General features: G+C 73.3%; 10 protein-coding genes. 4 read left to right on the top strand and 6 right to left on the bottom strand.

Going from position 1 to position 12,121, the window contains the following annotated elements:
* Window positions 1-70: 70 nt before the first annotated feature.
* A complete protein-coding gene (locus AC5677_RS06930) occupies window positions 71-1,429 on the bottom strand; it encodes an MFS transporter (RefSeq protein ID WP_497194127.1) in 1,359 nt (452 codons plus the stop codon).
* 187 nt (window positions 1,430-1,616) lie between these two features.
* Between AC5677_RS06930 and AC5677_RS06925 the strand changes: the two genes are divergently transcribed.
* On the top strand, window positions 1,617-2,375 hold the full coding sequence (locus AC5677_RS06925; RefSeq protein ID WP_497194126.1) for a FadR/GntR family transcriptional regulator: 759 nt from the start codon (window positions 1,617-1,619) through the stop codon (window positions 2,373-2,375).
* A gap of 236 nt (window positions 2,376-2,611) precedes the next feature.
* Window positions 2,612-3,985 carry a pyridoxal phosphate-dependent decarboxylase family protein gene (locus tag AC5677_RS06920; protein ID WP_497194125.1) on the top strand — a complete coding sequence of 458 codons (1,374 nt, stop codon included), beginning with the start codon at window positions 2,612-2,614 and terminating at the stop codon, window positions 3,983-3,985.
* A gap of 35 nt (window positions 3,986-4,020) precedes the next feature.
* On the opposite strand, the gene AC5677_RS06915 is transcribed toward AC5677_RS06920, so the two are convergent.
* On the bottom strand, window positions 4,021-4,641 hold the full coding sequence (locus AC5677_RS06915; RefSeq protein ID WP_497194124.1) for a TetR/AcrR family transcriptional regulator: 621 nt from the start codon (window positions 4,639-4,641) through the stop codon (window positions 4,021-4,023).
* Between the two features lie 280 nt (window positions 4,642-4,921).
* On the opposite strand from AC5677_RS06915, the gene AC5677_RS06910 reads away from it, so the two are divergent.
* On the top strand, window positions 4,922-6,499 hold the full coding sequence (locus AC5677_RS06910) for an APC family permease (protein ID WP_497194123.1): 1,578 nt from the start codon (window positions 4,922-4,924) through the stop codon (window positions 6,497-6,499).
* On the opposite strand, the gene AC5677_RS06905 is transcribed toward AC5677_RS06910, so the two are convergent.
* The 4 genes from AC5677_RS06905 to AC5677_RS06890 all read right to left on the bottom strand — a co-directional run bounded on the left by AC5677_RS06905 (window position 6,445) and on the right by AC5677_RS06890 (window position 11,388).
* The gene (locus AC5677_RS06905) at window positions 6,445-7,845 is read right to left on the bottom strand and encodes a DUF2252 domain-containing protein (protein WP_497194122.1); all 1,401 of its coding nucleotides are present in this window, start codon (window positions 7,843-7,845) and stop codon (window positions 6,445-6,447) included. The genes AC5677_RS06910 and AC5677_RS06905 overlap by 55 nt on opposite strands.
* 40 nt (window positions 7,846-7,885) lie before the next feature.
* Window positions 7,886-8,272 carry a DUF7144 family membrane protein gene (locus AC5677_RS06900; protein WP_497194121.1) on the bottom strand — a complete coding sequence of 129 codons (387 nt, stop codon included), beginning with the start codon at window positions 8,270-8,272 and terminating at the stop codon, window positions 7,886-7,888.
* Window positions 8,273-8,440: 168 nt separating this feature from the next.
* A complete protein-coding gene (locus AC5677_RS06895) occupies window positions 8,441-9,646 on the bottom strand; it encodes a Glu/Leu/Phe/Val dehydrogenase dimerization domain-containing protein (RefSeq protein ID WP_497194120.1) in 1,206 nt (401 codons plus the stop codon).
* On the bottom strand, window positions 9,643-11,388 hold the full coding sequence (locus tag AC5677_RS06890; RefSeq protein WP_497194119.1) for a 5-guanidino-2-oxopentanoate decarboxylase: 1,746 nt from the start codon (window positions 11,386-11,388) through the stop codon (window positions 9,643-9,645). Before AC5677_RS06890 ends, AC5677_RS06895 begins: the two co-directional genes overlap by 4 nt.
* A 178-nt stretch (window positions 11,389-11,566) precedes the next feature.
* Here AC5677_RS06890 and AC5677_RS06885 point away from each other — a divergent pair, with 178 nt between their 5' ends.
* Complete coding sequence (locus tag AC5677_RS06885) at window positions 11,567-12,103, top strand: HAD domain-containing protein (RefSeq protein ID WP_497194118.1); 537 nt, start codon at window positions 11,567-11,569, stop codon at window positions 12,101-12,103.
* Window positions 12,104-12,121 lie beyond the last annotated feature (18 nt).

The following is a 12,121-nucleotide window of genomic DNA, read 5'->3' as shown; positions in this document are numbered from 1 at the left end:
GCGCGGATGACAGGAGCGCCCGGCCGGGGTTTCCCGGCCGGGCGCTCCGTGCGTGTCGGGCCGGGCCCGTTCAGCCCGTGGCGGCCTCCGCCTCCCGGCGGGCGACCGGGGCGTCCGGCGGGGCAGCCTCGTCCGCCGGCCTGCAGGCCATCAGACAGACCGCGCTGACCAGGGCCATGGCGCCGAAGGCGATTGCCACCGGCGTCCAGGAGTTGCCGAAGGAGGTGAACAGCCAGCTGGTGGCGGCCGGGGCCAGCGTGCCCAGCAGCCCGGCGGTCTGGAAGCTCATCGACAGACCGGTGTAGCGGGTGCGGGGCGTGAACCAGCCGGAGACGAGGGTGCCGATCGCGGCGTAGGCGATGGTGCTGGCCAGCATCGGCAGGCACATGGCGAGCCAGAGTCCGGTCACCGAGCGGGTTTCGGCGAGCCAGAACATCGGGAACGCGACGACGAGGTGCAGGAGGATCCCGGTCAAGGTCACCTTGCGCAGCCCGAAGCGGTCGGCGGCGAGGGCGGCCAACGGGGTGCAGACGATCACCACGATCGACGCAGCGGTGCCCGCGCCGGCGGTCTGGGAGTCGCTGAAGCCGAGCGACGACACCGCATAGGTCGACATGAAGGTGACGACGATGTAGTAGCCGCCGACGGTGATCAGGAACGCGCCGGAGGCCAGCAGCCAGGTCCGCCAGGCATCGCGTACCACCGCCACGACCGGGGTTTCCCGCTTCTGAGTGTCGGCGCCGGACTCCCGGGCGGCCTCGAATTCCGGGGACTCCTCCATCGTCGACCGGATCAGCAGACCGACCAGGACGAGCGCGGCGGAGAGCAGGAAGGGGATACGCCAGGCCCAGCCGACGAGGGCGTCGTGCCCGAGCAGGGCGATCGCGGCGAACGCGCCGGTGGAGAGGAAGTAGCCGACACCGTCGCCGACCTGCGGGAACGAGCCGAAGAACGCCTTGCGCCGGGGCGGTGCGTGTTCGACGGCGAAGAGCACGGCGCCGCCCCATTCGCCGCCGATGGCGAGCGACTGCGCCATCCGGATCAGTACGAGCAGCACGGGGGCGACGACGCCGATGGTGCCGTAGCCCGGCAGCAGGCCGATGCAGACGGTGCCGCCGCCCATCAGGACCAGCGACCAGATCAGGGCCTTCTTGCGCCCGTAGCGGTCGCCGATGTGGCCGAAGACGATGGCGCCGAGGGGGCGGCCGAGGGCGCCGACGAACAGCGTGGCGAAGGACATCAGGGTGCCCAGGGCGCGGTTCAGCTCGGGGAAGAACAGTTCGGGGAAGACCAGGGCGGCGGCCGTTGCGTAGATCCCGAAGTCGTACCACTCGACGCTGGTGCCGATCAGCGAGGCGGTGGCGATCTTCCAGGGACCCGACCGCTTCGCGGTGCCGGTGCCAGGTGGGGCACCTGCGGTTGTGCTCATGTTTGACGCTCCTCATGGCGGAACCCAAGGAAGCCGACGGCGGGGGCGGATTCAATGGGCTTGCTTGGGATCCAAAAATGTTGAGGTGACGCTAAGAGCGGGCGACCCGGGTGTCAATAGGTTCCGGCGCAAGTCCAATAACATGGAGGGGCTTGTCAGGCGTGCCATGTTCCGAGGGGGAGCGGCTGTGAACGGTGAAGGATCCGGGGGGCTGGCGAACGGCGCGGCCCAGACGTCGTCGCGCGCCGTGGTGGCCGAGGCGCTCCGGCAGCGCATCGCACTGGGCGGCTTCGGGCCCGGCGACCGGCTGCCCCCCGAGCGGGAGCTGGCCGCCGCCTTCGGCGTGGGCCGCAACACCGTCCGCCAGGCGCTGCGTGAGCTCGCCGAAGAAGGCCTGGTCACCACCACCCTCGGGCGCTCGGGCGGCACCCGCGTCGCCCCGGCCCGGCCCGGCGGGGACAGTGCGCGGGTGGCGGTCACCGCCGGCATCCGGGCGGCGCTGCGCGACTACATGGAATACCGGCAGGCGATCGAGCCGTTCGCGGCCCGGCTGGCCGCCGAGCGCGGCGCGGGCGCGGTCCGCCGCGAGCTGGTGGCGATGCTCGACACCAAGGTCGAGGACCTGGGCGCGTACCACCGCATCGACACCCGCTTCCACCTCGGGATCGCCACGGCGGGCGGCAACGAGGTGCTCTCCGAGGCGGTGACCAGGGCGCGGGCCGAGATGTTCGTGGCGGGCAACGCCCTGTGGCTGGGTTCGGACTGGAGCCGGGTCTATCCGACCGCCGGGGACTTCGGACTGGCCTTCCGCGAGGAGCACGAGGCCATTGCCTTCGCGGTGCTGGCGGGGGACGGCGACGCCGCGGAGGCCCGGATGCGCGACCATCTGCGGGAATCGCACCGGCAGTTCCTGACGGTCCTCGACCAGTTCGCCGCGCAGGACTAGCCGGGGCCCGCCCGACAGCCCCGGCGCCACCCGCGGCAATGGCTGCCACGGCACTGCGCCACCGCGCCCTCACGTCACCGCGCCCTCACGTCACCGCGCTCTCACACCACCACGCCCCTCACGGCAGGGCCGCTCCGTCCTCGATTGACGCTCGCGCCGCGGACGCTTACGCTCCGAGAAATGGATCCAGCCGGGATCCAAAAACGGATCCCACAGCGCCACCAGGAGACACGCCCGTGCACGCTTACGACGAGGACCTCACCCAGCAGGTCATGCAGCACCTCCTGCACCGGCTCCGGCTCGACGCCCCGCCGCTGGGCCGCCTCGGCGACGCGGGCGAGCTCTCCGTGGCCCTCAAGGAAGCCATAGGTTCCGGGCCGCGCCCGCCCGCCGATGTGCTGCGTACCTATGCCGAGGACCTGGAGCCCACCGTCGTCTCCTGCGACCACCCGGCGTTCCTGGCCTTCATTCCGGGCGCCCCCACCAAGGCCGCCGCCCTCTTCGACATGGTGCTCTCGGCGTCCTCCCTGCACGGCGTCTCCTGGCTGGAGGCCTCCGGCGCGGTGGCCGCGGAGAACCAGGTGCTGCGGCTGTTCGCCGACCTCGCCGGGATGCCGGCCGGCGCGGGCGGCTGCTTCGTCAGCGGCGGTTCGGCCGGCAACCTCTCCGCCCTCGTCGTGGCCCGCGACACCGGGCGGCGCCGGCTCGGCCTCGACGACCGCGCCCCGGTGCGGATCGCGGTCAGCGACCAGGTCCATTCCTCCGTCGGCAACACCCTGCGCATCCTCGGCGTCGAGGCGCTCGTCGTCCCGACCGAGGACCACCGGCTCACCGGGGACGCCCTGCGGACCGCCCTGGACGCGGCCGAACGGGACGGCGGCGCCCCCGTCGTCGCGGCCGTCGCCACCGCCGGCACCACCAACGCCGGCATCATCGACGACCTTTCGGGCGTCGCCGACCAGACCCGCACCCGCAACCTCTGGCTGCACATCGACGCGGCCTACGGCGGCGCCGCCCTCTTCGTCCCCGAACTGCGCGAGAAGCTGCGCGGCATCGAGCACGCCGACTCACTGGTCGTCGACCCGCACAAGTGGATGTTCGCGCCTTTCGACTGCGGCGCCCTGCTCTACCGCGAACCGCACCTGGCGCGGGCCGTCCACACCCAGGACGCCTCCTACCTCGACGCCATCCACGGCGCCGACGGCGCGGGCCCCGACGAGTGGAACCCGAGCGACTACGCGTACCACCTCACCCGCCGCCCCCGTGGCCTGCCGCTGTGGTTCTCGCTGGCCGTCCACGGCACCGACGCCTACCGCGACGCCGTCGCCCACGGCGCGGACATCGCCCGCTGGACCGCCCGCGAGGTGGAGCGGACCGACGGCCTGGAGCTGCTGCGCGAGCCCGAGCTGACCGTCGTCCTCATCCGGCGCACCGGCTGGCGGCCCGAGGACTACTACGCCTGGTCCAAGCGGCTGCTGGCCTCCGGAGCCGCCTTCATCACCCCGAGCGTCTGGGAGGGCGAGACTGTCGCCCGCCTCGCCTTCCTGCATCCCGGCATCACACGGGAGACCGTGCGCGGCATCCTCGACTCCCTCGTCGGCGAGGACTGAGCCGCCGGGCCGCGCCGCCGGCCGGGCCGCGCCCGCTATCCCTCGGCCTCGGCGCCTTCCTCGGTGCCGAGGCCGAGTTCGCGCGTCAGCGCCTCCTCCACCCACCGCTGCATGGTCCGCCGTGGCAGGGCGCCCTCGTAGGTGATGGTCTGTACGGCGAAGCCGTCGAGCAGCGCGGTCAGCCGCCATGCCGCGCCCTTGGGGTCCGCGCAGCCGAACTCGCCCGCCGCCGCACCCTGCGCGATGACCTCGGCGAGCGCCGCCTTCCACTGCCGGTCCAGATCCTGCGCCACCTCGCGCAGCGCCGGCTCCCGCAGCGATGCGGCCCAGCCCTCGATCCACAGCTTCCAGCCCTTGGCCTGGCCGGTGGGGGAGTACCAGCGCAGCGCCGCCCGCAGCCGGCGCAGGGCGCTGCCCCGCCGGCCCAGCAGCGACCGCAGACGGGCCAGATCGGCCTCCGCCGCGTACCGGAAGGCCGCCGCGACCAGCTTCTCCTTGGTCGCGAAGTGATAGAGCACCAGGGCGTTGCTCACCTGGAGTTCGGCGGCGACATCGGCCACCCGCAGCGCCGCGACCCCGCGCCGCTCGATCTGCCCGACCGCCGCCCGCAGCAGTTCCTCGCGCCGCTCCGCCACGCTCAACCGTACTCTCGCCACGCCGTCACCCTACTCAGTGCCGTGGGTGCCGTTGCCGCCGTCCGTCACGAAAACCGGCGGCGAACGTGCCGCCCCACCCGCCGGCCCACCCGTCGGCGAATCCGTCGGCGAATTCGCCGGGACACCCGCCGACAAACCTGCGAACGACCCCTTGACCGGCTCCGGTCGCACCGTCCACAGTCTGCTCTTACTGACTGCACGTTCAGTCAGTTCTGGAGGCATCCCCAGGACTGCCCGGACCGGTCGCCGTGCCCTGCCGCGCCCGTAGGAGGTCGTGTACGTGACACCGGCAAACGAAGCCAACCCGCCCGATCTGTCCGCCGGCTGGCACGAACAGCGGGCCCGGCTCCGCAAGGACCTGCGCCGCCGCGACGTCTTCTTCTTCCTGGTCTGCACGCTCGTCGGCCTGGACACCATCGGCTCGGTGGCCGCCGCCGGACCCCAGGGGCTGACCTGGATGGCCGTACTGGCCGTCGTCTTCTTCCTGCCCTACGGCCTGCTGGTCGCCGAACTCGGCTCGGCCTTCCCGGTCGAGGGCGGCCCCTACGTCTGGACCCGGCTGGCCTTCGGACGGCCGGTGGCCGGCGTCAACCAGGTCCTGTACTGGCTCTCCAACCCGGTCTGGCTCGGCGGCAGTCTCAGCATCATCGCGCTGACCACCTGGGAGCAGTTCTTCACCCCGCTGCCGGGAGGGTGGAAGTACGCCGCCGGGCTGGCGTTCATCTGGGCCGGGGCGCTGGCCGTCGTCCAGTCCGTACGGGTCGGCAAATGGGTGCCCATCGCGGGGGCCGTCGCCCGGATCGTCCTCCTCGGCTTCTTCCTCGTCTCGGTGATCGTCTACGCCCTCCGGCACGGCGTGCACCCGCTCCCCGCCGGTGACTTCGCCCCCACCTACACCGGCTTCGTCGCCCTCGTCCCGGTCCTGATCTTCAACTACGTGGGCTTCGAACTCCCCAGCACCGCAGCCGAGGAGATGACCCACCCCAAGCGGGACATCCCGCTGTCCATCCTCCGCTCCGGCCTGGCCTCGCTGGTCCTCTACGGCGGCCCGATCCTGGGCATCCTCTTCGTCCTGCCCGGCGAACGCATCGGCAGCCTCGGCGGCTTCATCGACGCCTGCAAGGCGGTGTTCACCGTCTACGGGGGCGAGGTCGCGGCCGACGGTACGGTCACCCTCACCGGCTTCGGCGCGCTCTTCGGCAGCATCGCCGCGGCCGGACTCATCGTCGGCGTACTGACCAGCGGCGTCACCTGGGCGATGGGCGCCCATCGGGCGCAGGCCGTCGCCTGCGCGGACGGCGCGGGACCGGCCTGGCTGGGGAAGTTCTCCGAGCGCCACGGCACCCCGGTCCGGGTCAATCTGCTCTCCGCGGCCCTGGCGTCCGTCCTGCTGATCGTCGCGCTGCGGCTGACCGACGGCGACGGCGAGAAGTACTTCGCGGCCGGCCTCGGGCTCACCATCAGCACCACCTTCATCTCCTACGTCATCACCTTCCCCAGCCTGCTGATGCTGCGGCGCCGGTTCCCCGGCACCCCGCGCCCGTACCGCGTACCCGGTGGCCGGGCGGGGGCCTGGGCGGTCACCGTAGCGGCCACCGGTCTGGTCGCCTTCACCGTCGTGGTGCTCATCTGGCCCGGCTTCGGCGTGGGATGGTTCGGCACCGCGGGCACGCCCGCCACCTCGCTGCCCGAGAGCTTCGCGGGGCAGCGGCTCCAGTACACCCTCAGCCAGGTCGTGCCGCTGCTGCTCTTCGTCGTGGTGGGGGTGGTGTTCGTGGCGCTCGGGGCGCGCGGCCGGCGGCGTCAGCCGGGTTCGGCGATGACCCGGCCCGCGCCGACCGCATCCACCAAGGCCTGATGGTCCCGCTCGTTCTGGTCGGCGTACCGCTCGGCGAACTGCGCCAGCGCCCGGTCGAAGGTATCCCCCTGGCCGAGATAGGCGGCGATCGCGATCCGGTCCCCGCTGCGCGCATGCGCCCGCGCCAGCGTCGCCCCGCACAGCGCGGCGAACCGCTGCATGCCCCGGGGCACCATGATCCTGGTCTCGGCAATGCCCTTCCAGTCCCGCAACTGCCGTACGTAGAAGTCGCGTTCGCGCCCGTCGAAGCCGGTGACCCGCTTCCAGCCCAGGAAGATGTCGCTGGCGGCCTGCATCAACCGCTGCCCCGTGACGACCCGTTCGCCCTGGTTGACGTATCGGCTCGGGGCGGTGTGCGCGGCGAGGACGGACTCATCGGCCTCCTTCGCCTGGAGCAGCAGGGGGTCGTCGGCGTCCTTGCCCAGCAGCAGGACGATCCAGCAGCGGGTCCCCACGCTGCCCACCCCGACGACCTTCCGGGCCATGTCGACCACCCGGTACTGCTCCAGCAGATGGCGGTGGTCCGAGCGGAGGCTGCGCGCGTAGTCGTGGATCAGCTGGCGCAGCATCGCGGCCATCTCGTCGCCCTCGACCCCGGGGAGCAGCTCGCCCAGCGGCACGATCAGCGGGGGATCGGCGGCGAAGCGCACCCGGCCGCCGTCGACCCGGACCAGCTTGCGGAACGCCTGCAGGGAGTCGCGCGAGCGGGCCTTGTCCATCATGCCGGCCAGCCGCCCCCGGCCGGTGCTGCTGAGCCGGTGCGCCTCCGCGGCCCGGACGTCCTCCATGTCGGCGCGCGCGTACCAGACATCGAGGGTGCGCATCCCCGCGTACCGGCGCAGCTGCTCGCGGTACGAGGCGCAGGCGGTACGGACGATGCCCGACCGGACGGCCTCGTCGAAACCGTTCTCGCGGCCGGCGATCACCAGGCTGGCGGCGAGCCGTTTGACGTCCCACTCCCAGGGGCCGGGCAGGGTCTCGTCGAAGTCGTTGAGGTCGAAGAGCAGATGGCGCTCGGGCGAGGCCAGCAGCCGGAAGTTCAGCAGATGCGCATCGCCGCACAGCTGGGTGGTGAGTCCGGTGGCCGGGGTGGTGGCGAGATCCGCGGCCATGATGGCGGCGCCGCCGCGGTAGAAGCGGAACGGTGACTCCAGCATCCGGCGGTAGCGAAGCGGCACCAACTCCGGTACGCGGCGCGCCGACTGCTCCTCGATCAGCGCGATCGGATCGGCGCGGTCGGCCGCCGGGGCGTACTCCGCGTGCCGGGAGCGGGGGACCTCGCCGCGCAGCTCCTTGCCGGCGGCCGCGCGCTCGGGCGGCCAGGCGCCTTCCGGTGCGGCGGACATGGCCAGGTCTCCCTGCCGTCGTCGGCTCGGCCCACCCTCGCTAGGTCAGGCGGCGCCGGTCGGCCGTGCACAGCGCCCAGATGATGGTGATGTTCATGGCGAGCAGCACGATGCCCCAGAACGGTGCGTTCGGAATCCACAGGAAGTTCGCGAGCGCGGCGATGCCGGCCAGCGTCACGCCGACCATCCTTGCCCACAGCGCGCCGCGGAACAGCGCACAGCCCGCGAGGAGGATGAGGGCGCCCAGGATGATGTGGATCCATCCCCAGCCCGTGAGGCTGTAGCGGAAGAGGTAGTCCCGCGTCGTGATGAACACATGGTCGTGGCCGAGGGCGGCGATCCCCTCGAGGATCGTCATGATGCCGCCGACGATCATCAGCACCGCGGCCAGAACCGTCCAGCCGCTGAGGTGGTTTTTAGACGCCATGGCCCGCTCCTCACAGTAAGAAACAAGGGGAACCTGGCCGTCGACACCCGAGCCCGCCGGCGGACATGCTGCTCATTCAACGGTTTCACAGGTGCCGGGCACCCGCATCTTGCCGGCGGGCGCCCGCACGGCCCGCGGCCGGGGTAGGCGGGCAGCCGCCGTTCCTCCTCACCGGTGGTACCCGTACCGCTCGGCGATCTCCGGCAGCCGGTCGGCGACCAGCGCGTGCGCGGCGGCCCGCGGCGTGCCACCGTCGGCCGCCGCGCGATCCAGCATCCGCCCGACCAGCGCCCGCATGGCACCCCGTACATGGGCGAAGGCCCGATCCGCGTCCGCGCCGATGTCACCGAAGAGGGTCCACCACCACCAGGCATTGGTGCCGGAGTTGACGACCACATCCGGCAGTACGGTGACGCCCCGCGCCGCGAGCAGCGCCTCGGCGTCCGGCAGCACCGGCATATTGGCCGCCTCCACCACCCAGCGCGCCCGGATCTCCGCCTGGTTGGCGGCGGTCACGCAGTACGACACCGCCGCCGGGACCAGCACCTCGGCGTCGGCGGACAGCCACGCCCCGGGCGGCAGCTCCGTATCTCCCGGGCCCAGTGCCGTACGGTCCATCGCGCCGAAGGCGTCCCGGCCGCGCAGCAGCGCCTCGACGTCCAGGCCGTCCGGATTGGCGACGGTCCCCTCGGCATCGGCGACGGCGACGATCACCAGGCCCGCCCGCGCCAGGAACCGGGCGGTGGCGCCACCCATCGTGCCCAGCCCCTGGAGCGCGACCCGGGTCCCCTCGTACGGCGTCCCGTCCCGGTCGAGGGCCGCCAGCACCGCCTCGGCCACCCCGCAGCCGCCGGCCAGTTCGTCGAGCCCGATCCCGTCCACCGTGACGGCGAAGGCGTCGGCGAGCCGCTGCCGGGCGGCCGCCTCGTCGTCGAGCAGCGGATAGACGGCCTGGATGGAGGAGACCAGACCGGCCTCGGCCGCCGCCGCCTCGACGAGGTCCTGCGTCAGACCGAGGTCCTCCCCGGTGGTCCAGAACTGCTCGATGTACGGCCGCATCGCGCGCAGATACCGGGTCAGCACGCCATACGCCTCGGGGTCGTGCGGATCGCAGTCGATGCCGCCCTTGGCGCCGCCGAGCGGGATGTAGCGCGCGCCGGGGGTGTAGTGCAGCGCCTCCTTCATCGTCATCCCGCGGGCGAGCCCGGTGACCTCCGCCAGCGTGCAGCCCTCCCGCATCCGCAGTCCGCCGCTGGCCACACCGCGCACCAGCCGGTCGATGACGAGATGGCCGCGGCGGCCGGTGACGGCGTCGGTCCAGGTGAGCGAGATGAACGGGGCGGCGGGGGCGGAGGGGGCGGCGGGCGTGGTCATGGGGTGGTCTCCTCGGCGGATTCGGCGGATTCGGCGGATTCGGCGGGTTCGGCGGGTTCGGCGGGCGGCTCGGGGACGGTGATCACGGTCGGCCCCGGCACGGTCAGGGCGGTGCGCAGCGCCGCGGCGAGCGCCTCGGGGGTGTCCGCGCGGACGCCGTGTCCGCCGTACGCGCGGGCCAGCGCCCCCAGGTCCAGCGGCGGATGGTCGACGGCCACCGGGGCATCGCCCCGTGCGGCCATCTCGTCGCGGATCTCGCCGTAACCGCCGTTGTCGAACACCACGACGGGCAGCGGCAGCCCCAGACCGGCCGCCGTCGCCAGCTCCTGCACGGTGAACTGCAGCCCGCCGTCCCCGCTCAGCGCGACGACCGGCCGGTCGGGCTCGGCCGCCTTGACGCCGAGGGCGGCGGGCAGGGCGTAGCCGAGGGTGCCGAATCCGGTGGGGTGGAGGTAGCGGCCGGGCGGGTCGACGGGCAGATGGGGCAGCGCGCCGTAGTAGCAGCACTGGGCACTGTCGGAGGTGAGGACCGCGGCGGGCGGCAGTACGGACCGGATCGCGGCCAGGAACGGCAGCCGGGCCGCGTCGCGTGCGCCGGTCGCCGCGTCCGCCTCGGCGCGCACGGCCGCCGCCGCACCGGCCGGCCGCGCCTGCCCGGCCCCTCCCGCGCGCGGCCCGCCCGGCAGCCCCCGCAACCCGTCCAGCACCCCGCGCAGCGCCTCCCGCGCGTCCGCGACCAGCGCGATGTCCGCCGGCAGGACGGCGTACATCTGCGCCGGATCGACATCGGCGCGGATCAGCGTCCCGCCGAGCGCGGGCGCGGCCGACCACAGGTCCGACTCGGCGAGTTCGGTGCCCACGGCCAGGACGGCATCGCTGTCCGCCAGCCACTTCTGGACGGCGGGGGTGTGCAGGCGTACGCCGAGCGAGAGCGGATGGGACTCGGGGAAGGCGCCCTTGCCGTTGGCGGTGGTGGCCACCGGCGCGCCCAGCAGTTCGGCGAGCGCCAGCGCTTCGGCCCGCGCCCCGTGGGCGCCCCCGCCGAGCACGAGGGCCGGCCGGCGGGCCCGCCCCAGCGCCTCGGCCGCCGCCCGCATGGCTTCCGGCCGCGGGCGGACGGGCGGGAGCAGGGGCGCGAGCGGCGGCGGCCCCGCCCCCTCGGTGGCCGTCAGCAGATCGAGCGGCACCTCGATGTGGACGGGCCGGGGCCGCCCGGCACGGAAGCGGGTGAACGCCCGTGCCACGGCGGCACTGATCTCCGGCACCGACGACACCCGGTGGCTGAAGGCCGTCAGCTGCCCGAACGCCGCGCTCTGGCCGGGCATTTCGTGCAGCAGACCGGTGGCCAGCCGGGGATGCCGCAGCGGCATGCCGGGGGAGACGACCAGCAGCGGGACGCTGTCGGAGTAGGCCTGGCCGACGGCGGCCGCGATGTTCATCAGGGCGGGTCCGGTGGTGGTGAGCGCGATGCCGGGACGGCCGGTGGCGCGGGCATAGCCGTCGGCGGCGTATCCGGCGCCCTGCTCGTGCCGGGGTGCGAGGTGCCGGATGCCGTACGCGGCGAGGTGCCGGTAGATCTCCAGGTTGTGCGTACCGGGAATGCCGAAGGCGAGGTCGGCGCCGTGGGCGGCCAGGGCGCGGACGAGTGCCTCGCCGCCGGTGATGTCCCGGTGCCCGGCCGTGGCGGCGGCGCCGGACCGTCCGGGGGCGTGCGGGACCGGTACGGAGGGGAGCGAGGGCACGGTTTGCCTCCAGGTGGTGACGGCGGCAGAGGTAACTGAACCGCGAGTCAGTATCAGGAGCGCCGGAGCGGACTGTCAACGGAGCCTGCTGAATCGCGATTCAGTAAGAGGCTCGGCCTGCGCAGCGCACCCCGCCGGTACCCTCGCGCCCGCCGCCCCCGAGGCGCATCATCAAGGCGTGACCGCCAACCGCCCGCTCCTCTTCCTCGACGTCGACGGCCCCCTCAACCCCTGGCGCGCCAAGCCCCACCGCCGCCCCGCGGGCTACACCACGCACCGGACGCGGCCCACCGGCTGGGAGCCTCCGCGCCGCCCGCTGCGGGTCTGGCTCAACCCCGGGCACGGGCCGCTCCTGATGGAGCTGGGCTACCGCCTCATCTGGGCGACGACATGGAAGGAGGAGGCCAACACCTGGATCGGCCCGGTGCTGGGGCTGCCCGAACTGCCCGCCGTGCAATGGCCGCAGATGCACCATCGCGACCCGGACGGCATCCACTGGAAGACCCGGCAGCTCCTGGCGCACGCCGCCGGCCGCCCCTTCGCCTGGGTCGACGACGAGATCGGCCCGGCCGACCTCGGCTGGATCGCCCGCCACCATCCGGGCCACGCCCTCCCGTACCGCGTGGATCCGGGCAAGGGCCTGCTCCCGGACGACTTCGCCGCGCTGCGCGGCTGGGCCGCGGGCGCACCCTGGCGGCGGGACGGGAGTGGCTGACGGGGCTACTGTTGTCCC

The organism is Streptomyces sp. JLSY215, from assembly GCF_059682825.1.
Note: the sequence above shows the minus strand (reverse complement) of the source record. Positions and strands in the feature narration are given on the sequence as shown.

Coding starts and splice junctions, on each gene's coding strand:
- AC5677_RS06905 (WP_497194122.1), bottom strand. CDS start 7,845: ATGTCCGCCGCACCGGAAGGCGCCTGGCCGCCCGAGCGCGCGGCCGCC.
- AC5677_RS06900 (WP_497194121.1), bottom strand. CDS start 8,272: ATGGCGTCTAAAAACCACCTCAGCGGCTGGACGGTTCTGGCCGCGGTG.
- AC5677_RS06895 (WP_497194120.1), bottom strand. CDS start 9,646: ATGACCACGCCCGCCGCCCCCTCCGCCCCCGCCGCCCCGTTCATCTCG.
- AC5677_RS06930 (WP_497194127.1), bottom strand. CDS start 1,429: ATGAGCACAACCGCAGGTGCCCCACCTGGCACCGGCACCGCGAAGCGG.